The sequence below is a fragment of the Brevibacillus sp. BC25 genome, from assembly GCF_000282075.1.
Lineage (GTDB): Bacteria > Bacillota > Bacilli > Brevibacillales > Brevibacillaceae > Brevibacillus.
In genome coordinates this window covers 66,183-88,245 of record NZ_AKIX01000016.1, presented here as the reverse complement: position 1 = coordinate 88,245, position 22,063 = coordinate 66,183, and the positions used below count along the sequence as shown (strand labels likewise).

The window sequence follows — 22,063 nt, the reverse complement described above, 5'->3', positions numbered from 1 at the left end:
ATGACAATACCCGCAACTACAGGACAAAAAAGAACAAAAGTTTCAGACATGCAGATTGGTGATTATATCATTTGTGAATATTGGCAAAACACAGCAGGCTCAACTGGAAGTCTTAGCTTACTTGGCACAGCAACTCGTGGCGAAATTCCAGTGATAGGGATGACAGCAGCACCAACCAGCGGAAATGGTGGAACATTTTATTTTGTCAAAGTAGATAAAGGACTGTTAATAGGCGACCGAGTTGTAAATCACTCCATTTCCTGGGAAGCATTAAATACAGGGAGATTTATTCAAGGGCGTCCTTGGGATAATGGGAATATCATTCCTGTAATGACAGGAGATACAACTCCAAGTGGGATAGCTAGTGCAAGTAGTGTTGTAACAAGCAATCCCCCATGGAATGCTTTTAACGGGGACATAACCAATTACTGGTATTCCAAAAGTGTTCCAACAACATCATCATCAGAATGGATCGCTTATGAATTCCCTGAACCAAAAATAGTAAAGAGATATGATATTCTTTCCTATTCATCTGGAGACGGAGGAAGACCAAGGGATTGGACATTTGAAGGCACCAATGATGGGATAAGCTGGGATGTGCTAGATCGCAGATCGAATCATACATGGACAGACAAAATTGAAATGATCATTGATAACAACACTCCTTACAAAAAATATAGAGTCCACGTTACAGACAGAGTAGGCTCTAATACTTATGTCCGCATAGGAGACATCAGAATGTATGAAGTGGCAGGTATTATGAGGAGCTTAACAGGTGGAGTTGCTTATGCAGATGCAAATGGTGCAATGTCTACCGCTGATAAGGGATTAGGTTGTTGGCCTGTAAATAATGAATGGGATAAGTATATTGTAAACTTTCCGCAAGATATGATTCAGAGCGGGAAGACATACAAAGATATTTTTAATACTGGTTTGAATGTTGTTACATGGTGTCAAGATACGCCTATTAATGGGATGTCGCATCCTGTAGGTGGTCACCCAAGTCCATCTAGCAATATAGGAAGAGTCCATAGAGGGCTTGCGAAATCAACTGATGGATTAACTACTGAGTTTGCTTGGGCTATGTCAACTTGGATCGGTCTATCAATGGGTATAAATCAAGGATTCCGCCCAGTGTTTGAATATAAGGAGGTGTAACGTATGGCTACAGTTGGAGATCAATTAACTGCACCAGAGACAGGATGGAAGCGATATGATAACACATATCCGTCTATTTCATATAATGGAACATGGGCGAAAAGAACAGGATACGCAGGTAGTTATGAATTTACAGATACCTACACTTCAACAGCAGGAGACACGGCAACGTTTTACTTTGTAGGAACAAAAATCCGTATCATATCTTTTTGCTGGAACAACTTCACAGCAGATGCGAAGATCACGATTGATGGGGTCGCACATACATTTAGTGAAAGAAGTACTTCAAATACTCCACAAGTCATCGTATTTGAAAAAATGGGATTGCCTGAAGGAAAGCACCGTGTTGAGCTGAAATTGAATTCTGGGACAGATTATCTTGGAATTGATGCAATTGATATTGATGATACAGGGTCTATTGAATTTCCTATCGGTTTTCAATTAACAGCACCAGCTCAAGGATGGAAAAGGTATGATGACAGTGATCCATCTATAAAATACTTTGGAACTTTCGTACGAGAATCAAATGTAGGCTTTTATGGTGGGGCCTCCAACTATGCAACAAGTGCAGATTTTAAGATACAATTTAATTTTATTGGTACTAAAATCAGAATAATAGGTAACCTGTACCAGAACAAATTCCCAAATGTTCCAATAACGATTGATGGTGTCACTGAAACATTCAGTCAGTATGGGGATTTAAAGTTTCAAGCTTTACAGTACGAAAAAATAGGGTTAGAGAATAAAATGCATACTGTAGAGATTACAGTTCCTTCCTATGCAGGAAGTATTGGTTTTGACCCAAATAACATGAACGTGAAAAACATACAGATTGATGCCATTGACATTGATGATTATGGTAAAACTCTCCACCCCGATGAAGTAATAGATGTTAAAGATTTAACTGTAGGAAAACGTATTCGTTTTAACTACTTGGCACCTGCTGGTGCGTTTGGAAGCATATCTATCGGAAAAGAAATGCTAGGACTTCTTCCCAATGCTCCTGCAACAAGTGCAAATGGTGATGGATATTTTATCATGTACGGTACAAATCACAAAGGTGATAAGTTGCTAATGGCTGACCGCAATATCCAAAACATTTCATGGGATGCCTTAAATACAGCAGGGATTGCAAGCGGAAGCGGGCTGCCAATAAAAAGCCTGCACACCATTCCTGGATTGTCTGGGTATTCTTCTGCCGTGTGTAAAGTTTCTGCTTCAACAGAGTATGACAAAGCAAGTTATCATGCATGGAAGGCTTTTGATGGATCAGAGACTACGTACTGGACAAGTACTGCTGGTACTGAAACAACAGAAGAGATTTTAAAGATCGAGTATTCTACGCCAACAAGAATTACTTCGTATTTTCTATATGCCATATACAGTCCGAAAAAATGGGTCTTCGAAGCTTCTAACGACGGAACTGCTTGGGATATCTTGCATAATGGAAATGAAGTATCAAGCTGGCACGGTCTTAAAAAAACCTTCTCATTCAAAAATGATAAAGCTTACACACAATATCGCATCAGAGTATCAGAACGTTACGTGTGGAACGGACTTTATTATGTCGGCTTTTATACTGCCCAATTGTTCACATCCTCTGATAGAGAAATAACATTGCGACTGCCGACAGGTGGAGTAAATGCATCGGATAAAGACAACGAATGGGATAAGTACATTACCGATGATCGGATCTGGAATAATGTAAATCACGGTTCATGGACCAGTACAACTGATCAATCCAATTCAAAAGCCCGCGTGATTCGAGGTTATAACGGACTCACAAACTGGACATCTGGTTCAACAGAGCTTACAACTCCAAGTCGAGGCTTTCGTCCTGCTCTGCTGATTGAGTCAATAAACAATAGATTCCTCGTACAAGACGGCACAGACGTGAAAACGTACACTTCTTCCGGCTGGGAAACCGTTGGTACTACTCCCCCTACAGACGATATGTTTATAAATAAAGGCATGCTCGACCTCTCTACATGCGCCCCATACTTGAAAGATTTAATAGACAAATCCAACATCAAAATCCTTGTTTCGAAACCTAAAAGAGAGCCCACAATAGCTCATCTTACTGGCATCCCAGTACCAAGGATCGTAAAGATGAAGAATGATATAAGCTTTCTCAGCACATCAAAAATCAACTCTTTAACCTTATCAGGTACAGAGAAAGGCGTCTTAAGGATAGCAATAACTACGGACAGTGGAACAACATGGGAATCAAAACAAAAGGATGGCTCGTGGACAACCGTTGATGTTACTAACCCCATTGATTTCAAAGCAAAAGCAATGACAATAGACGATTTCAATAGCATCCAAAACTGGGACGAGAAGATTGGCCAAAGTAGAAACTTGCGATGCGCGTTCTACTTCGAACAGTCTTCATCCGCTGATGAAACAAGTCTAGACTCCCTTACCATGGATGTAGACTTACTAGATTCGTGGGACATGGCGATGCCCGGAGTTGATTACAAATACGGGTATAACCGAAATACCAATCTGCGAGTCCTTTTACTCTCAGATGGAGATTACAAAATAAACGTAGGCTCTGGCGGTAGCAGTGGCTCCACGATCACTGAAGTAGATGGAGGTACTTTTTAATGGCGTTACCAATCAAATTCAAACGAGGTCTAAAAACAAATCTCCCTTCCGCCGCAGCGGTTGGAGAACCTCTTTTCACTACAGATACAAAAGAATTATTTATCGGTACAGGTGATGGGATCTCAGCTATTGGAACCGATCCAACTCTGGCAGATAGAGTGGGCAAACTAGAGAAATATCGTAGTTCCGTATCTCGGACCTATACGGAAACATTTGCTTCACCAAAAGTTGATATTGAGAAAACAACTGCATGGTATTCAACCAACGGTGTACGCACCTCTAAAATCCCCTCCATAACAGAGAATTTCACCGATTTGAGCGCTGTTGATCAAATCAATTCCTACGGCGTTAACTTCGACATTGAAAACGGATTGGTAAGACTGAGCAACACCCTTGAAGGAGTGGTTGTGTCTTCTTCTCTTCCAGTAGTAGGAGTTGACAAGCTAACAGTTCAATCAGACTATACGCTTCCTAACGCATTAGGCGTTATCTCTACCAAAAAAGTAACCGGGGAGAGGGGGGCAAAAGAATCTCACCTAGAACCCACTATTTTAGTTGATCGGTCAAACAGGACTTGGGTTATCAGTTCTGTTTACCGTGAAGGAATTTATGCGGTTGTAACCAATCCAGATGATTCCGTTGCCTTTGAAGGGTATTTGCATTCGTACAGTGGAACTAGTTACTATGTAGCCTCAAGCATTACGAATGCAGTAGTAGACCATAACAACAATGTATGGATAGCAGCAGCCTTAACAAACATGCCTGGATTAATCATTTCAATTAAGCCTGATTTTCAAGCCTTTTTAACTCCCATTTCTGTAAAAGGAACCACCACCATTAACTCCTACACTCCATTTTTAAAACTCCATGTCGATAAAAACAACCGGATCTGGTACTCGTGGGGGTATTCAACTAATCTCTATTACGGATGCGTTAATCCAGATGGTACCTTTTTCATCCCTACTACTACACAAGCTTTCACCCCCTCTACGGCAGTTGACAATGTTGTAATGGTAGAAGACCGTACAAAAGGCTATGTTTGTTTCATAATACGAGGTTACAGCAATAACACGGTAAGAGCTCTTCGATTAAATTATGATGGAACAAACCCAACCCATTTCTCTTCGATCGGTAAAGCCTCAAGTAAATGGTTAAACGCAACCCACGATGAATCAACAGGTTTTACGACTATCTTATGCGTTGATAACAATGCTCCGGTTGTACACCGCCTAAACTTGTCAACGGGAGCATCCACCACTTTTTCTTTGACCGGATTCATGGCTATTGAGCCTTCTTTACCGATTGGGTTTGTGTTACAAGACAAAATTATGCGGGTGTTTTATCATCAACAAACAGTTGGTTCTACCCGTCTTATCTCTATTGATCTTGCTACTTTATCTATTGTGGAACCAGACACACTGATCCAAAGCGGGACCAATACAACACGAGTGTCTGGCTGTATTGACGGAAATGGTCGATTGACAATTGTCATGAATACGACCGAGTATTCTTCAAGCAACTATAGCCTGATAAAAATGTTACGTTACGATACTGTTCCTACCTCTGTAACTTTCCAGATTTCCCCTGACGGTGCTTCGTGGTTTCCCATATCACTTGGTGAGGAACTCACCCTTCCCAATAAAACAGACAAGTTAATCATGAAAATAAAGATGCAGTCACCAAATTACGGGATTTCCCCCACAATTAGAAACTATCGTATTTCACTAGGCGGAACGGCAGGAGAAATCACACAAACGTATACTTCATCCACCTTACCATCCGTTACCCCCATTTCTCGTGTTACACTTACTGCCAATCAAATTCTCGATGGCGGAGAAATCCTCTGGGAAGTAAGCAACAATGGTGGCGGGTCTTGGCAATCTGCTGAGCTGGGTCAGGAGATTGAATTTGCCAATCCAATCAACAGCGATCTTCGAGTCCGTGCGATTCTCCATTCTCCTGCTAGCGAATCAAGCACCCCCTCTATCCGAGATTTCACTGTAACAAGCGCCAACTTATTATTGAACCCCTCCTTAGCAGACCCCAACCTCCCCCAACGAGTCATCGATCTTGAAACCAATCTACTAAAAACAAATTTCCAACTAATCACTTACATGAACGCTACAAAATATGGATTAAAAAACATGGTTGTCGATACTTTCACAGATCTATCTGGTATAGATATCCCGAATAGCCAAGCTGTCTATGACCATACTCAAAAAAAATTCACTACTGGAATCGTAGATATTGTACCGCCCATGACTGCTAACGACGCCCCCGCCCCTTTTATTGTGAGTGCAGACAGTGTTACTGGTGGAGCTGTGTTTCATTTGTTTGACCGCAACTTAGCAAGTGGCTGGAGCACAACTGCAGGTGGACATCATTGGATCAAAATCTTCCTGGGTGAACACGGACAGAGTGTCGATCGATATCTTTTATCTGGAGGCGCAAAGTACGCTCCTACTACCTGGCAATTGCAAGGTTCCAATAATAATACGACTTGGGATACGCTCCATTCTGTTTCCGGTTATGTTTGGACTCGGTATGAAGGCAATGAATTTACTATTCCTACTGAGAACATCAAACCTTATCAATACTATCGATTTTACTCTACCTCTTCCCAATACGGGTCTGGCGTAACCCAAATACAGGAATTACGATTACAAAAGGCCGTAGACCAAAATCATCTACAATCAAAACCCGAGAACACCACTACACCGCCAAATAAAATCGTGATTGTCGGAGATGAGACGGTTAATGGTGGAAGTATCAAATACCAGGCATCTCGAGATGGTGGAAACACTTGGACAGACGTTTCTGCACAAACGTTAACGGATATTTCCAGCCAACCGTTTGGAACACAACTCGTCGTAAAAGCAATCATTACTGGGAATGCAGAGCTCAATGCGTGGGGTTACTACTATGAGTAAGACAGATTCATTCATATAAGCCGTGTGGTCTAAAAGTCACGCTCCCCTTCACTGCCTCAGCGGGGAAGTCTCTTTTTACAACCGATACCCATGAACTTTTCGTTGGAACAGGTGAAAGTAGTGCCAATTGCAGCGACTGATCCTACCCTTGTAAATCGAATAGAGGAACTTGAAATACGCATAAGTACCGTCTCCAGCACCTACTCCGATGAATTTGATGCATTGAGTTGTGGTAAAGTACAACCACCTAAAACACCGTGAGAATTTCCCCAAACTGTCTACTCTATATATAGACCTCACAAGAGAAAGCAGGTGAACAAACGGATGATCCAAACACTACTCAACTCTTCCACTCTCCCTTTGGTAGTATCCAGTGTGCTGACGGCAATCGTCACGTATCTGGCTGCTCGCCACAACAACAAGAAAGAGTTGATGATTACAGACAGGCAGCAAATCTCACAAGAAAACCAGCAAATTCGCCAGGAGCTGCGTCAGGAAATGGACAAGCTCCGGGAAGAACTCCATGTTTGGCGCAACCGTTGCATGGAGCTTGAAACCATCGTACAGGAGTGGCGAGATAAATACACGACGCTGGTAGTAGAGAGACAACAGCTGGAGTTTCGTGTAAAAGAGCTGGAGACCGAGCTCAAAACGTACATGCAAGCGAGGATTTCCTAGATGTTGCCGATCCAGCCGTACCTCCTCCACAAGGCGTCATCTACGAAGGTGACACCTACCTTCCTTGGGGCGAAATCTCGCCTCGCGAATTAGCTCCCTTCCAAATGAATGACGGCTGGATGTTTGTCTTTCAGCCTTGATCGCCTCTGACTCCCCGAACCACGCCCCGCTTTAAAAACAAAAGGAGGAACAACCTTTGATTGATATTGACCAGTTCATTCACAGCCTGAGTCTGCTTACTTTTATGGCGATCTTGATCGAAGCCGTAACCGAAATTTTTAAAAATGCCTTCCCCGTACTAAAAGATCGCTCCACTTACATCCTCTCTATCCTCATTGGCATTTCGCTCTCCCTCGCTTTTCAAGTCAACCCCTTTGGTCTTGAGGGCAGCGGCTACTACGTTTCTGCCGTGCTGGCTGGTATCCTCACCAGCCGCGGAGCGAACTACCTTAATAGCTTTGTGAAAAAGCTAAATACATCCTCGAAACAATAACCTCTTTCTTCCTCACACAAAAGCACCTGTCCGACGCAACATCACATGCAACAGACAGGTGTCTTTTTCTCTTGTCTCTATATCATCTTCATCTACTATTGCCTAATTGAAAACAATAATTTTCCTAATAAAGGCAATTTTGTAACAAAATTGACATCACTAAATGCTTATATGCCTTCAAATTAAGTGTAATATACCCCTAGGTGCACCTAGGAGGAAAAAAATGACGCTTAAAAAGAGTTTTTTCACAATTTTATCTGCCTTACTACTCTCAACAGCTGTGATTCCTTCAACGTATGCTTCTGCTCAAATTGCTAAATCACAGGATGTGGTTATTCAACATGCTCAAGATAATAAACAAAATCAAGTAAAACAGCTAACTTCTGAAGAACAAGGCAACGCAAAACATGAAATAAAAGAAGAAGCTGCTGTTGTTCCAGTCATCGGTATCATTATTAGGGCTGGGGTAGTCGCTTGGAAGGGATACAAAACTTATGAAAGAGTTTCTGAGGCTTATGTAGAAAATGCCATTGAAGATCATTACGGTTTAAAAAGCTCGAGATCAAGCACAACACTAATGGAGTATCAAGTTGGAAGTGAAGTTTTTGAATTGAAATTTGGTACATCTAAATGGGGTTTGGAGCATATTTTGGGTAAACATCACCCTAAATACTATTACGGTATCGATTTTGGTAAAAAGAACAGCATGTTTGAACCAAACATCGGTATTGAAGATATTGAAAATATGATTACGATACTTTCTTTTCAAAGTAACAATGACGATAAAATTGAAAAAGCTTTGAAAAATGGGAAGCGTGCAACTGTGTATGGAAGTTGGTTGGGCGAAGAATATACCTTGGTTATCGAAGATGGAAAAGTAATTACGCTTTATCCTGACGGCTGGAACATGGTAGAGTACGATTAAGAAGCATATGTTGGCAAACATCCGGCTTCACTGTAAAAAGTGAGGCGGGATGTTTGGTTTTACGCAAGGAAAAATTTTTCTAAGAGGAGTATGCTTATGTTTAAGATCAATACATATTTGCTTAGACCACATAAGGAACTCGTCACAAAATTTCCTGATATGCACATGCATAAAGTAATTGCTCTATACCCAGATGACTGTTATATCAATATCCAAGATTCATTCCAGATGGACAATTTCAAGCATAATATTGAAGAAGACTATAATGAATACTGTGTCACCATATCGTTCAATGAATTAAATGTTGTATCCTTTGGCTTTTGCGGTGTAGAACTCTGGTACTCATATATTCACCTGATGAATGAATATGTTCAACACGGGTCTGCGGTAGAACAGTATGGAATTGATCCAATTGAGTTTGTTTTGGAAACTCTCGATTCGAATTTGGTGCAATTTTCTATTAGATATACGAACGACAACACTCTTATCGCACAGGCAAATTTACCGAAAAGGGAGTTTCTTTCCGCTTTACTCGACGGGGCAAAAGCATACTATGCAACGATGTTAAAGTATCAGCCGAATTATGCGCGCCAATATAAAAGAATTGCTGGCTTGATAAATGATATTGAGAGCGCTGTTATTAATAAAGATAAGTAAGCGTATTTGTCGTACAGGAAAAGCACCTACCATGATGCAACATCACACGCATCAGGCAGGTGCTTCTTCTTTTTCTCTATACTCTCTCTATACTTCCTCTATCAGCCGCGCCAACAAGGTAGCACGCGTCGATATTTCTCCCAGTTCGATCCATTCATCCGGCGAGTGGGCGTAGCCACCCTTTACACCAAGTCCATCCAGCGTCGGGACTCCACAAGCAGCAGCAAAGTTGCCATCGCTGACTCCACCTGTACCCGACTCTTCCAAAGCCATCCCTAGTTCATTGATGCTAATCGATTGTGCAAGGGAAAATAATTTGCCTGTCTCTTCGGTTCGCTCCATCGGCGGTCGGCGAATGCCTCCCTTTACGCTGATATTTGTACCGGCGAGCACTGGCGTGAGTTCGCTCATTACCTTCTCAATGCGTAATGCCTCTTCCATCGAGATAAATCTCACGTCTACTTCAGCTTCTGCCGAATCCGCTACGACATTGGAACCAATCCCGCCCTTGATGACGCCCACATTGACGGTCGTTCCTTTCTCGTAATCGGTCAAGGCATGCAGAAATTGCACCTGTCTCGCCAGTTCTTCAATAGCAGAGACACCTTTTTGATGATCGACGCCAGCGTGTGAGGAAATACCGCTGACTGCCACGGTAAAATAGGCGCTTCCCTTCCGCCATGTTTTAAGTGCGCCGCTCGGTTCGGTTGGCGGCTCCAACACAAAGCTCGCCACCGAACGCGCGGCTTCTTCTTCTACCAATCGACGAGAAGTCGGGCTGCCGATCTCTTCATCACTGTTTAATAGGAGCACGATTTTTTTATCTGCAGGCAGGCGATCCAGCTTCACCAATGCCCGCATCGCAAACATTGCTTGCAAAACGCCCGCTTTCATATCGTATACGCCCGGCCCGTACGCTTTCTTATCCCGGATCGCAAATGGTCGGCGAGCCGCCTCTCCTTCTAGCCATACGGTATCGTAGTGACCGATGATGAGGATTTGCTTTTCCCCGTTGCCCAGCGTACAACGCACCTGATCGCCATACGTCTTATTCGGGATCAGCTCTGCTACTCCCCCTGTCAGCCGTTGAAACTGCAGGGCGAACCAACCCGCCATGCGGTCGCCCAGCTGTTTGTCACGAGAAGGCGAGTCCATGTTGACTGCCTCTTCGAGTAGCTGGAGATAGTGGGACATATTCTCTTGTACATAAGTATGGATTGACATAGTGCCTCTTCCTTAGTGAGATTGTGAATTGAGTCCGAACAGGCGCTCTAGTCCGTACACTTTTTCCAACAAGACGATGAACACCAGACTCAACAGGATGACCACCGAGGAAATCGAAGCCACCAACGGGTCAAGTGTTTCCTGCATATAGGTGAAAATCGCGAGTGGCAGCGTCGTCGTATCCGGTGCCACCAAGAATAAGGAAACCGTCACATTGTCAAACGACGTCAAGAACGAAAAGATCATCCCCGACACGATGGCCGGACGCAACAGTGGCAACGTAATATCCCAGAACACCCGAAACGGATGGGCCCCCAGCATGTATCCCGCTTTTTCCAACGTATAATCGAACGAGCTAAGCCCTGTGAGCACCAGCCTTACGACATACGGAATCGAGATCAGCATGTGCGCCAGCAAAAGCCCCGTAAACGTCCCTGCGATACCAATTCGCGTGAAAAACAGCAGCGCGGAAATCCCGATAATGAGCGAAGGAACGGTTAGCGGTGAAAGCATCAGTGCGTTGATGATGCCGCTCCCACGAAACTTGTATTTGGACAGCGCGAATGCAGCCAATGTCCCTATGAGAGTCGCCAAAATTGCTGTAACCGTAGCTAGCTTAAGACTAAACCACAGCGAATCGATGAACTCCGGTCGATCCAAAATCATTTCATACCACTGCAACGAAAACCCTTCCGGCGGAAACCCGAGATATCCTGCTGCGGTAAAGGAGCTCGGGATAATGACCAGAAACGGCAGATTGACCAAAACAAGCACAAAGAACGTGATGAGTCCGAGTACGTTTATTTTTTTCATGACGCAAACACCTCTTTATACCGCTTGGTTTCAATCAGCTTCGTATACAAAGTCACCAATAGGATCGTGCTGCCCAGAAGCAGGAAGGCAAGTGCCGCACCCAAAGGCCAGTTCAGTGTCGCCATGATTTGCTCATAGGCGATGACAGGCATGACCTTCACGGACGTTCCCCCCATCAAAGCAGGTGTTACAAAGGCGCTCATCGACAAGCTGAACACCAGTGTCGTACCGGCAATAATCCCCGGTAAGCACAAGGGCAAAGTCACACTGAAAAACGTACGTGCGCGGGAAGCCCCCAAAATCGACGCCGCCTTATTCAGGGACGGATCGATGGCATACAAGCTGGTTGCAATCGCCAAAACCATGTACGCAATAAAGGAATCCGTCAGACCGATCACAATACCCAGCTCGTTGTACAACAACCGTAATGGTTGATCGATCAACCCCAGACTGATCAACGTTTCATTGATCCAACCTTTTTCACCCAAAACCACTACCCAACCGAAGTTGCGAATCACAACACTGATGAGGTGAGGGGCCAGGATTAGCATCGTGACGATTCCACGCATTTTCCCTGTAGCCTGCGCCATGTACATCGCTACAGGGAATCCAAGCAAAAGGCTCGCCAGTACGGTCCAGAGACTCACACGAATCGTCCGCCACAGAATCTCCAAGTAGTACGGATCTTGTACAAACAATAAATAATTGTGCAAAGAGAATGCCTGATTCTCATCCTGAAAGCTAAGCAAAAGCATCATCATCATCGGGATGATGAATACTCCAAGCAGCAAAATCATCGCAGGTGCTGTCAACAACGTAACCGAGAGACGCTTACTCATTCGTCATCCCCTTCCTGCGGGCATGACCAGTACGTCGTCCGCGTTCCATTGACAGTAAACCGTTTGACCTTCTTGGCGGTCCACCGAACTATCGGTCATTTGGACTTTTACCGAAAGCGTATGCTCCCCGACCTTGACCTCACATTCTGTGTACGAGCCCAGGAAGGAGGCAAGCTGCAACTGTCCTTTTACCCGATTCGCTTCCTCACTGACTGCTGTATCGGTCAGCTTGATTTTCTCTGGTCGGATAAAAATGATCACTTTTTCATGGAGTGCCACTGTTCGCTGTTGCTTCGCCGCCTTCACGAGCATTCCACCAGTCGTACGCAACGTGAGTACATCCCCGTCAATTCCGATGACTTCCCCTTCCAAACGGTTCGTCTTACCAATGAAGGTATGTACGAATTCAGATGCGGGCTGATTGTAAATCTCCAGCGGTGTACCGATCTGCTCCACGAATCCGTGATTCATGACCACGATGCGATCAGAGAGCGCTAGCGCCTCTTCTTGGTCATGTGTAACGAAAATAGTCGTAACGCCGATTTCGTGATGTAAGCGCTTTAACTCATCGCGCAGCTCTTCACGAAGTTTGGCATCCAAGTTACTGAGCGGCTCATCCAAAAGCAGGAGTGACGGCTCAATAACAAGCGCCCGTGCAATTGCAATCCGCTGACGTTGTCCGCCAGATAGCTGATTCGGGTAGCGGTCTGCTACGTTTGGCAGCTTGACCAGCCCAAGTACACGATTCACACGCTCTTGCATTTCTTGCTTGTTCACTTTGCGTAATTTCAAGCCGTAGGCGATGTTTTCCGCCACAGTCATATGAGGGAACAGCGAGTACGTCTGGAACACCATTCCCAGTTCCCTTTTGTACGGAGGCACGCCATTCATTCGCTGTCCCTTGATCAAGAGGTCTCCGCCATCCGAGTCCAAAAAACCGGCAATCATATTCAAGGTCGTGGTCTTACCGCAACCAGATGGGCCGAGAAACGAGATGAATTCGCCTTGCTCCACCTGCAGGTTGAAGTTTTGAACCACGACATTGCTTTGAAATTTTTTCATGATGCCGCGCAGTTCAACGTCAATCACCTTGGTCACGTGAATACCTACTTTCCTGTTTTAGGTGCGATTTCTTTATTAAAGCGATCCAGCCAAGCAGATGTTTCCTTGCTCACTACGCTATAGTCGAAGTTAACAACCTTTGTACGATCGAATTCCAATGTTTTCGCTACATCGTCTGGCAGCTTCACAGATGTTGCCGGATTGTAGTACAGCTTCGTTGCGTACATCGTTTGAATTTCATCTGTCAAAAGGAAATCGACGAATGCTTTTGCCGCTTTTGGACTCTTCGAACCTTTTACCAGCGTAGCTACGTTCGGTACGATGTTTCCGCCCTCTTCAGGGAAAACGAACTCCAATGGTACGCCTGCTTCTTTTTGTGTCAAGCTGCGCGCCATTGTCCAAGTGGTGTACGCTGCGCTCTTGTTTTGCAGATTTTGCTGGAGCTGTGCTGCACTCTTCGCAAAGGTCGGCATGTATCCTGCAATCGTTTCCATTTGTTTGAAGCCCTGTTCCATATTTTTCTCGGTCCCGCCATTTGCGTACGCCAGCATGATCATCGCAGAGCGTCCGAAGTTGCTCGCTACGTCTGTCATCGTGATGTAGCCTTTCACTTCAGGCTTAGCCAGGTCATTCCAAGACTTCGGTACAGGCAAGCCTTTTTCTTTTACCAGGTCCGCATTGTAGGAAATCCCCATCGGCGTGAAGTTTACGACTACACCGCTATCCTCCGTCACACGCAAATCTTCCGGTACGTTTTTCATGTTCGGAATATCTGTTGCGGATACGGCTTCCCATAGGCCTTCTTGACGACCTTTTTCTTGCTCGCCGCCCTCAACGATAGTCAAGTCGATTTGCGGAGCATTTTTCTGTGCCTTAACCTTCGCTACGATGTCGGTAGAAACCCCGGAAACATAGGTCAGCTTTACATTCGGATACTTCTCGTTAAACTTCTTGAAGACTTCATCCTTCATCATCTTTTCAACGGTCGCGCCGTTTCCTGCTACTACCAGAGTGTCTTCCAGCTGAGCTTGTGCTTCGGTGCCGCTATTGTTGCCAGCAGCCGGTGCAGATGTTTGCGGCGTAGAGGAGCCACATCCAGCCAGCAAGGAACCAGTCAAAGCAAAAATGGACAAGACGGATAATGCCTTTTTCTTCATGTAAGTTCGACCCCCGATTGTCTATTTTGTTCACGAATAGAGAACGATGTTTCCTATTAGAGAACGATAATGTTATACTAGCATAAAGATACTGACTATTCAAGGTAGTCGTACTAGAAGCATCATTGCCCCAATTACAGGCTTGTCAGCATTCTTTCTAATGGTAAAATTACTTCAATCGAGACTCTTCTTTTAGAGGGGCTACTGTACGTTAAAGGAGACGTTTTTATGGACCAAGTATTGTCTTCTGTTCGAAATGGCTGTCGGCTGTTAAAAATATTTCTCGATTCGCCAAAGGAACTCGGAGTAACGGAGCTCAGCAAAAAGCTCCAGCTGTCCAAGGGAGCTGTCCACAAGCTCCTGTCCACGCTGGAGTCTGAAGGCTTTATCCGCCAAAATGAAAAAACCAAGCAGTATACGCTTGGTTACACGCTTTTGGAGCTGGGCACTAAGGTGCTCACGAATCACGATATCGTTGATTTTTCCAAACCGTTTCTGGACCAGCTTGTCTCACGGACAAACGAATTGGCAGTCTTATGTGTACAAGATTCCAAGGACGCGATTTATGTAGCCAAAGAGGATTCGCTTCATCCTGTTCGGTTTACCGTAGAATCCTTTCGGCGTTTTCCTCTTTACTCTACCTCCGCCGCCAGGGTTTTGCTCGCCTATCAGCCGGAGGAATTTCAAGATGAAATTTTGCAGGAACACCCGCTGAAAAGCTACACGCCTCATTCGTACACGTCGATCGAGCAAATCAAAGAGGACTTGGCGACCATCCGCGAGCGGGGCTATGAAATTAGCTCGAATCGACGCAATACAGGCGTGACCGGAATCGCTGCCCCGATTTTTGATTCAACTGGACACGTAACTGCATCCGTCAGTGTTATCGGTCCCTCCGACCGCGTGATGCTGAAACAAGAAGAGATTTTACAAGAAACGCTAGCGACGGTACGTGCGATGTCAGCTCAGTTAGGGTATCGAATGTCTTGAAAATAGCTTAAGTTGCCATGAAAAAACCTCCTGTTCATCAGTCTGCTCTGATGACAGGAGGCTTCTCTTTATGCTGACTCACCCAGCACCCGCTGTAGATGAAAGCTCCCGACGCACAGCGGACTCCTGCGCATCTCCTCGCTGTTCAATGCCAGACCATAGCGTCGAGACGAGAATCGGCCAGCCCACGATTCCGTGCGAAATCAAACCGATAGCGGCAAATCCCGCTTCATTAACTCTAAAGCCTTACTCTCGGTTCAGGTCTCTTGCTCTTGCCACTACATCACCACCATAGTTATGTTATGTAAATAGAAAAAGAGCCCAAGATTAATTGGGCTCAGAAATAAAAATATTAGATATTTTATAAAACTCAAGAATCGTTTAATTACCTCCAACTGACAACGATATTATCGATTCCCGTAACCCAAGTACTCGAAGTAGAAGAAGCTCGAATTTCGATAGCCTGGTTACCCGTGCCAAGATTTATTGTTTGTGTTCTCCATTGGACGTCTGATTCAGTAAATGTGTGTTTCAAAATTCCATTAACGAAAACTTGAGTATGATAAACGCCACTACTACCTCCAAAAAGCATTCCTTTATGGTCAAGTTTCAAAGTTCTTGAGGTAGTTCCAGATGGGATATCTACATTTAGTGTTACACTTTTTGAGCCAGTGGAATCAGCAACAATTGCTGAAATAGATCCTACAGAAGAATCATATTCCCATCCACCAAGTGATAGGTTTAATCGTGTATCAAAACTACCATCAGTAAAGTCCTCTACAATAGTAGTTGGTGTTACTCCCCCACTAGCATTTGTCGTACCGTAAGCATATGCCGATTGCGGTCCTATACCAAAACTATTTACACCAGCAACCTTATAGTAATACGCTGTATTAGAAGTTAGCCCGGTATTTGTATAAGGAGAGGTTACACCAGATGCAACTAGAGAGTACGTCCCAGATGGTGATGTGCTACGGTATACATTAAAACTAATCGCACCTGTAGCAGACATATTAAGTGTCAGGCTAGAAGTAGTAGGTGATCCAACTGATACGCTGGGCGTACCTGGGACAGACCCTACAGACGCAGGTATAATATTTAGCGTAATTGGACCATTTTTACCTGCTCCATGGTTATATCCGTAAACTTTCAAATATACCACTTGACCAGCGGAGAGAGTATATGTGATTTTCGGTTGTGAACTGCCTGCGCTGTCGTCATCTTGGGCCAAGATGTTTTGGGAACTATCGAGTAGTTGCATGTAAGAATCAAACGATGCTGATGTTGTGAAATTGTAACTTCCTGTATTTGGTACAGTGTATTTGAAGTATAGATCTTTTGTATCCTGCAAGATTCCGTTTGCATTCGTTCCGGAAACCACAATAGGATTGGTGAAAGAATCTCCAGGAGTTCCTCCGCCACTTCCACTAGTAGTGAAATTAACAGAAATGCTGTCGATAAATACCGCATCTAAACCGGCCGAATAGGATTTATACTTATCCCACCGAAGTTCTACAAGATACTTTCCGCCTGGCTGTAACGAGAGAGTATTAGTTTCATAGTTGGACTCAATATCGGAAGCGTAGGTTAAAGCCATTCCGTTCACCGTCACTAACATAACATCAGTCCATCTACAATCGGCCCTTTGAACAATACTAATCTGAGGATTCACTGCATTTGCTGGGAGTTGAAAGGTGAACCGACTAATACCTGTGCCTGTATTGAAATATGCCGGAGTTCTTAAAACTGTTCGACTACCGTCTGTTCCGAGAACAAAATCACCTGTGATATTAAAATTAAAGTTCGAATCAGAGAAATCTTCCGTTGTCGATGATGATAAAAGAGGATAAGCAAGAGAATTTGATGGAAGAAGTGATGCCGGAAGGCCAATCAGACCAACACCATACTCATTCTTTGTCCCAAAAGGAGTGGCGCCTTCATATAATTTATCCCTCAGTTGCTGGGCAGTGTGGTTCGGATATGCCTGTTTGAGCAACGCCATTACACCTGTAGCAAATGGAGCAGCACACGACGTTCCGCCATAAGAGGAGTTATACCCTCCAGACTTACTAGTCGTTACCTGATTTGTAAAGCTTGCGATATCCAAATAGGGTCCAGTACCTGAATAGTCTGCTCGACTTAAATAAGGAGCTCTGGAGCTTCTAGCAACAGCTCCTACAGCAACAACCTTCTCGTATCGTCCAGGGTATCTTACTGTGTCCTTGGTAACGTCTCCATTTGTATCTGCATAGTTACCTGCAGCAGCTAAGACGGGAATACCTTTCGCCTCTAGTACATCACAGGCAGCTTGCAGAGAAGCCCCTCCATAGTCTAATTGTACATTACAAAGTACAACGTCAACATCCAAAGTCGCAGCATGTTGGAGTGCTTCGACTGTATGAGAAAGATTTGTATATGAAGCTTGAGTGTCTCCATCTTTTTGGTAGTAACAGTTAATAACGTGAATGTCAGAGTCATAGGCAATACCTTTTACATAAGCGCCATTATTGCGAGCTGCAATTACACCAGCACTACAAGTACCATGACCAAAATCAGTTGGATTTACATCCGTTGCATCAGTAGAATCGGTTACCACATTCCATGTACTAAGAGGCGTCGGTAGATCTGGGTGGGGAGTTACTCCACTGTCAATAATTGCCACTTTTACTCCAGCACCAGTGTATCCAGCATTCCAAAAGTTAAATGCTTGAGCTGTTGCATGTCCCCACGTTTCTACTTCGTTACTAGATGGACTTTTTGCCTCGATGTCTTGGTCTATACTCTCAACAAGTTTATGAGTTAGTAGTTGATCAACCCCTGCATCATCAATATGAACTACAGCAAAACGATCAAAGGCTGGTGTACGGAATTTTTTTAGTACTTTACCACCAAATTGCTTAACGATCTTATTTTGCTCTTTCTCACTAACCCCGTCGATAAAGTTAACGATATAACGCTGGGCAATCTTTTTAGAACACTCTCTGTTCCGCAGTTCTTTTTTACTCATACTATCTCTCCTTCGATCTGTGTTTTATCTGATCCGTTAGAAGATTTTGACCAGAATGCAAACAGAAAAGCCACCCGGCGTCCCGAGTGGCTTATTCCTTATTTGCTTGTCTCCATTTTATCAAAGAGTCCTGTTCGCTCGCTGAAATCGCCTGTAGTGTAAACTTTTGTAACTAACTGTAAGCCTAGTAAACTAATCCTTTTGAGTGTTTTGCAAAAGGAATTATTCCCCAACTGTAGAATAGTGTGACTGAAGGAGGTTCAATTACATGAAAGAATTAAAACTAATTTATAAATATTTGCCCCATATATGGACAGTTATACTTTTTGTCGCCCTAATACTGACATATTTTAAGGGTAGTACACAAATATTCCCAACAGTGCTGCTTGCTATTTTTATGGCACCAATTGTGTATTTTATCAAACCACAGGAAATAGCAAAAAATTGCAATATTCTTTTTATGACCTTTGTAACTTTCTTATTCTTTCCTCTTTCGATTAGTTTTTGGATTACTGCTTTCTTGCTTTCTGAGACCGGATATGACCTTTACATCATTGTATTAGGAATTGCTATCGTCTCATCATTGATTTTTGCCATCAAGATTAAATTCGATAGAAACCAAATCTTTCTTGAAAACGCAAAAATATCTTTTGATATTATTAGACTAATTTTTGTGGTTTTTCTCTCATTGTCCGTAATTTTCACAAATTTTATTAGCGATTTTTCAATGTTATACAAGATTGTTCGAATTGATTCGAATAATCTTGAAGATACAAGGAAAATGGTCATCGTTCTGCTGCAATTAGTATCCTTTCCCTATATCTTAACGTCCACTGGATTAAAAATTATAGCGGATTGTCTACTCTTATTAAAAAAGAGAAAGAAAGAACTCATAGAACAGGCAAAAAAGAATACCGCCTAGTTCGCTCAGACGGTAATGAATGAGTTTTACCAAAGAAAAGTCCTTTCAATCAACAGTTGCTTTCATATTACCTATTTTTCATGTTCCCATAATAGCATGGTTGGCGCCCAATATTGGTACATAAGAAGCTCAAATTTTGCCCCCAAAATGCCCACTGATAAAATACTATGCAGCATCGTTTTTTTCAACATTTCGCTGAACATCATACTTTTCATATCTGGGGTAGAAAAAATGATATACCATATTTTTAAATAGATTCACTAACGCCAAAATAATACCCACACCATATATAGCTATAAGAACCGACTCAGCTAATCTAAATAATATGCCTTGACTATTTATAATCATTTCCGCAAAAAGATTTACAAAATAAATGGCTCTACTCTCTTCAAGGATATAAAGATAACCTGCAAAGATACAAAACCAGGTTAGAATTTCTAATAGTTTGCGTTGAGCTCCATAATTTAGTTTATAGTAATCACCAATATAAAGAAGAGCTATCTCAGTGTCTGAGATTTGGAAATACTTTTTGTTTACTATAGGTTTATAACAAAGTATTAATATTGCTGAAAGCAAAGACATTACTGAAAGTATGATTGTAAAAATCAATAACATCTCAATGGCAAAAGCCAGATGTGGTATATTGTTCTTTAATATTGTAATAAGCTTGCCAAAATGTATCGGGAAAAATAACTTACATACAATTAACAAAACTAAAAGCATAGTGATATTTTCAGGCGCCTTCAGACGTAGGACTACTTCTTGATAAAAGTTTTCTGCCTTTTTTGTAATCGTCATAATGTTCTCCTATCCTCATTTTTCTTCGCGCATTTTTATATCGACTATATGCCTACATTTCGGGCTTTGTGTTGTTGCAATTGCAATCCACCATGGTGCTTGACAACGAAAGAATTCCTATTAACAATGTAACCTACTTAAAGGTTACTACGTTTTGCATCAGTTCCTTATCCCTAAACATTAATACTACTAACCCTATTTAATAACCTTATCACCAATTATCCCCTTTTCTATTACTACGTATGGATAATATTAGTAGTTGCGATTTTTTATTAAATAGAAAAGACGGCTCTATATTACAGTGACCGCCTTCAGAATAAACTTTACCGTACCTATCGCACGGTTTTTGAAAGTCGTAAGTACTCTTTGGTAAACGCAACTCGAACTCATAGATATGCTTGTCCCTTATTTGTTCGAAAAAGCACCTTCTGATGATCTTGCTTCCTTCTATATGAAGTGCTCCCACTGCTCTTTCAATTGCCAAGCATTTTTGCTCGTAGTTGAGGATCATCAACGGGCTTTCTTCCCTGGGAATGATTTTGTTGCATACAACGTTACGTAGAGTACCGCGACCATCAATATCCCCTCTAGTTCCATTGCCCTCTATGTTCGCAATATCTATCTCCGTGAAGTCGTACTGCTCGGGGAAGTACTTCTCAACAGTGAAAATCTCCACGGCAGCTTTCATCGACGGGTAGGCTTTTAATAGCTCATGTGCTTTCTCTTTGTTTTCAGCATTGATGAACAAGTCTATTGTGCGCTCATCTTTCCAATTTTCCCTCGCGGTAAGCCCATGATTTAATTAGTTTAGGCAAACGTATATACGGGCTCCCAATTGGGGGCTTATTTTTTTGTCCCACTCTCCTTCAGCTACGGTTAAGTGCGGAAGGAGGTAATTACTATGACCAAGCATTTTGCATTTCTACGCAAGTTTCGAAGAGACAACTCGACTCAATCTAGAGTTAATTCAGCTCGGCTATAGGAACTGCTATCTGCAGCCCATGAGCACCTGGGTGGCCTTTGTTTTCAAACCCGTTACCGAGACAAGCCACGCCATCTTGAGACACTTATTTTAAGAAGAAGAAGAATATCTGTCACACTTAGAAAACTAATTCTGTAGAACTGATGCTCCACTCCGAACTATCATGTTAAATTTTTCATCTTGAGGAGTAACGGTCTCGTTAGTTTTTCGTCCTACTAATTGTCAATCGTATTACGTGTAAACAGAAAGGAAATGACACCCTATGAGAAAAACATATTTGCTGCTTTCTTCTTTGTTATTCTGTGCTTTGCTTGTCACCGACGCTCATGCAGTTTCACCCCAAGAACCGGTCGCACCTGTTCCTCCCCAAGTAATTGTTCCAACAAGTAGCAAGGATAAACAAGGAAATACCCTTGAAAAATCAATGGCATATGTGAAAACGTTACAAGTGAAAAATGGAAAACTATTCGTCTTGCTTGACTATATTCAATGGTTTTTCGGTGAGGCAGCAGTAAAAGCTTATCGTCAAGATCATCCATTAGAAAAAGAGGACTATCCAATGCCATATTACATTCGTAATAGCAGTCCTAAAATTAGATCGTTTGAAATTTCTCCAAAGGCTTCGTTTACTCTTCAAACCAACTCTACACAAAAAGATGGGAATTTCCATTGGAATGAATCAGTAAACGCCGATACTTTTAAAAAGTTTGTGCTTTCCAAGGGGATTCCTTATCAGATACCATTCCACATTGAAGTAACGAATGGAATCATCACAAAAGTTACAGAACAGTACGTCCCCTAATTATTAGCAGCACTCCCTT

The 22,063-nt window shown here is 42.9% G+C and carries 18 protein-coding genes; 10 read left to right on the top strand and 8 right to left on the bottom strand.

Translation table 11 applies throughout. The annotated features are described in order from the left end of the window. From PMI05_RS29565 to PMI05_RS03765, 7 genes are all read left to right on the top strand, one after another. Positions 1-1,158 (top strand): discoidin domain-containing protein, encoded by a 1,158-nt coding sequence (locus PMI05_RS29565; protein WP_007717399.1) that lies wholly within the window; start codon positions 1-3, stop codon positions 1,156-1,158. Positions 1,159-1,161: 3 nt separating this feature from the next. Continuing rightward, positions 1,162-3,765 (top strand): discoidin domain-containing protein, encoded by a 2,604-nt coding sequence (locus PMI05_RS03790; protein ID WP_007717397.1) that lies wholly within the window; start codon positions 1,162-1,164, stop codon positions 3,763-3,765. After that, positions 3,765-6,695 carry a discoidin domain-containing protein gene (locus tag PMI05_RS03785; protein WP_007717395.1) on the top strand — a complete coding sequence of 977 codons (2,931 nt, stop codon included), beginning with the start codon at positions 3,765-3,767 and terminating at the stop codon, positions 6,693-6,695. Before PMI05_RS03790 ends, PMI05_RS03785 begins: the two co-directional genes overlap by 1 nt. A 324-nt stretch (positions 6,696-7,019) precedes the next feature. Beyond that, positions 7,020-7,373: a hypothetical protein gene (locus PMI05_RS03780; protein ID WP_007717394.1), complete on the top strand. Its 354-nt coding sequence runs from the start codon at positions 7,020-7,022 to the stop codon at positions 7,371-7,373. 196 nt (positions 7,374-7,569) lie between these two features. Next, on the top strand, positions 7,570-7,866 hold the full coding sequence (locus PMI05_RS03775) for a hypothetical protein (RefSeq protein WP_007717392.1): 297 nt from the start codon (positions 7,570-7,572) through the stop codon (positions 7,864-7,866). Positions 7,867-8,089: 223 nt separating this feature from the next. After that, on the top strand, positions 8,090-8,791 hold the full coding sequence (locus PMI05_RS03770) for a hypothetical protein (protein ID WP_007717390.1): 702 nt from the start codon (positions 8,090-8,092) through the stop codon (positions 8,789-8,791). A 96-nt stretch (positions 8,792-8,887) separates the two neighbouring features. Then, entirely contained in the window at positions 8,888-9,448 is a 561-nt protein-coding gene (locus PMI05_RS03765; protein WP_007717388.1) for a hypothetical protein, read from the top strand. A gap of 87 nt (positions 9,449-9,535) precedes the next feature. Here PMI05_RS03765 and PMI05_RS03760 read toward each other — a convergent pair whose 3' ends face one another. Genes PMI05_RS03760 through PMI05_RS03740 form a run of 5 tightly spaced genes read right to left on the bottom strand, consistent with a single transcriptional unit; the run spans position 9,536 to position 14,543 of the window. Next, positions 9,536-10,672: a M20 family metallopeptidase gene (locus PMI05_RS03760; protein ID WP_007717386.1), complete on the bottom strand. Its 1,137-nt coding sequence runs from the start codon at positions 10,670-10,672 to the stop codon at positions 9,536-9,538. A 12-nt stretch (positions 10,673-10,684) separates the two neighbouring features. Beyond that, positions 10,685-11,485: an ABC transporter permease gene (locus PMI05_RS03755; RefSeq protein WP_007717384.1), complete on the bottom strand. Its 801-nt coding sequence runs from the start codon at positions 11,483-11,485 to the stop codon at positions 10,685-10,687. Then, positions 11,482-12,324, bottom strand: coding sequence for an ABC transporter permease (locus PMI05_RS03750; protein ID WP_007717381.1), 843 nt, complete (start codon positions 12,322-12,324; stop codon positions 11,482-11,484). Before PMI05_RS03750 ends, PMI05_RS03755 begins: the two co-directional genes overlap by 4 nt. 3 nt (positions 12,325-12,327) lie before the next feature. Beyond that, positions 12,328-13,422 carry an ABC transporter ATP-binding protein gene (locus PMI05_RS03745; protein ID WP_007717378.1) on the bottom strand — a complete coding sequence of 365 codons (1,095 nt, stop codon included), beginning with the start codon at positions 13,420-13,422 and terminating at the stop codon, positions 12,328-12,330. An 8-nt stretch (positions 13,423-13,430) separates the two neighbouring features. Next, positions 13,431-14,543, bottom strand: a complete 1,113-nt coding sequence (locus tag PMI05_RS03740) for an ABC transporter substrate-binding protein (RefSeq protein ID WP_007717375.1) — start codon at positions 14,541-14,543, stop codon at positions 13,431-13,433. Between the two features lie 228 nt (positions 14,544-14,771). Here PMI05_RS03740 and PMI05_RS03735 point away from each other — a divergent pair, with 228 nt between their 5' ends. Continuing rightward, positions 14,772-15,533 carry an IclR family transcriptional regulator gene (locus PMI05_RS03735; protein ID WP_007717373.1) on the top strand — a complete coding sequence of 254 codons (762 nt, stop codon included), beginning with the start codon at positions 14,772-14,774 and terminating at the stop codon, positions 15,531-15,533. Positions 15,534-15,918: 385 nt separating this feature from the next. On the opposite strand, the gene PMI05_RS03730 is transcribed toward PMI05_RS03735, so the two are convergent. After that, positions 15,919-18,540 (bottom strand): S8 family serine peptidase, encoded by a 2,622-nt coding sequence (locus tag PMI05_RS03730; RefSeq protein ID WP_007717371.1) that lies wholly within the window; start codon positions 18,538-18,540, stop codon positions 15,919-15,921. A gap of 268 nt (positions 18,541-18,808) precedes the next feature. On the opposite strand from PMI05_RS03730, the gene PMI05_RS03725 reads away from it, so the two are divergent. Then, on the top strand, positions 18,809-19,462 hold the full coding sequence (locus tag PMI05_RS03725; RefSeq protein WP_007717368.1) for a hypothetical protein: 654 nt from the start codon (positions 18,809-18,811) through the stop codon (positions 19,460-19,462). A gap of 165 nt (positions 19,463-19,627) precedes the next feature. Here the strand turns inward: PMI05_RS03725 and PMI05_RS03720 are convergent, their stop codons facing one another. Both PMI05_RS03720 and PMI05_RS03715 read right to left on the bottom strand, forming a co-directional pair. Then, positions 19,628-20,260, bottom strand: a complete 633-nt coding sequence (locus PMI05_RS03720) for a hypothetical protein (protein ID WP_007717367.1) — start codon at positions 20,258-20,260, stop codon at positions 19,628-19,630. A gap of 211 nt (positions 20,261-20,471) precedes the next feature. After that, the gene (locus tag PMI05_RS03715) at positions 20,472-21,008 is read right to left on the bottom strand and encodes a hypothetical protein (protein ID WP_007717365.1); all 537 of its coding nucleotides are present in this window, start codon (positions 21,006-21,008) and stop codon (positions 20,472-20,474) included. Positions 21,009-21,504: 496 nt separating this feature from the next. On the opposite strand from PMI05_RS03715, the gene PMI05_RS03710 reads away from it, so the two are divergent. Further along, positions 21,505-22,044, top strand: coding sequence for a hypothetical protein (locus PMI05_RS03710; protein ID WP_007717363.1), 540 nt, complete (start codon positions 21,505-21,507; stop codon positions 22,042-22,044). Positions 22,045-22,063 lie beyond the last annotated feature (19 nt).

Bases quoted from the DNA above. Each gene is read 5' to 3' on its own strand.
- PMI05_RS29565 (WP_007717399.1), top strand. From the start codon at position 1: ATGACAATACCCGCAACTACAGGACAAAAAAGAACAAAAGTTTCAGAC.
- PMI05_RS03790 (WP_007717397.1), top strand. From the start codon at position 1,162: ATGGCTACAGTTGGAGATCAATTAACTGCACCAGAGACAGGATGGAAG.
- PMI05_RS03785 (WP_007717395.1), top strand. From the start codon at position 3,765: ATGGCGTTACCAATCAAATTCAAACGAGGTCTAAAAACAAATCTCCCT.
- PMI05_RS03780 (WP_007717394.1), top strand. From the start codon at position 7,020: ATGATCCAAACACTACTCAACTCTTCCACTCTCCCTTTGGTAGTATCC.
- PMI05_RS03770 (WP_007717390.1), top strand. From the start codon at position 8,090: ATGACGCTTAAAAAGAGTTTTTTCACAATTTTATCTGCCTTACTACTC.
- PMI05_RS03765 (WP_007717388.1), top strand. From the start codon at position 8,888: ATGTTTAAGATCAATACATATTTGCTTAGACCACATAAGGAACTCGTC.
- PMI05_RS03760 (WP_007717386.1), bottom strand. From the start codon at position 10,672: ATGTCAATCCATACTTATGTACAAGAGAATATGTCCCACTATCTCCAG.
- PMI05_RS03755 (WP_007717384.1), bottom strand. From the start codon at position 11,485: ATGAAAAAAATAAACGTACTCGGACTCATCACGTTCTTTGTGCTTGTT.
- PMI05_RS03750 (WP_007717381.1), bottom strand. From the start codon at position 12,324: ATGAGTAAGCGTCTCTCGGTTACGTTGTTGACAGCACCTGCGATGATT.
- PMI05_RS03740 (WP_007717375.1), bottom strand. From the start codon at position 14,543: ATGAAGAAAAAGGCATTATCCGTCTTGTCCATTTTTGCTTTGACTGGT.
- PMI05_RS03735 (WP_007717373.1), top strand. From the start codon at position 14,772: ATGGACCAAGTATTGTCTTCTGTTCGAAATGGCTGTCGGCTGTTAAAA.
- PMI05_RS03730 (WP_007717371.1), bottom strand. From the start codon at position 18,540: ATGAGTAAAAAAGAACTGCGGAACAGAGAGTGTTCTAAAAAGATTGCC.
- PMI05_RS03725 (WP_007717368.1), top strand. From the start codon at position 18,809: ATGAAAGAATTAAAACTAATTTATAAATATTTGCCCCATATATGGACA.
- PMI05_RS03720 (WP_007717367.1), bottom strand. From the start codon at position 20,260: ATGACGATTACAAAAAAGGCAGAAAACTTTTATCAAGAAGTAGTCCTA.
- PMI05_RS03710 (WP_007717363.1), top strand. From the start codon at position 21,505: ATGAGAAAAACATATTTGCTGCTTTCTTCTTTGTTATTCTGTGCTTTG.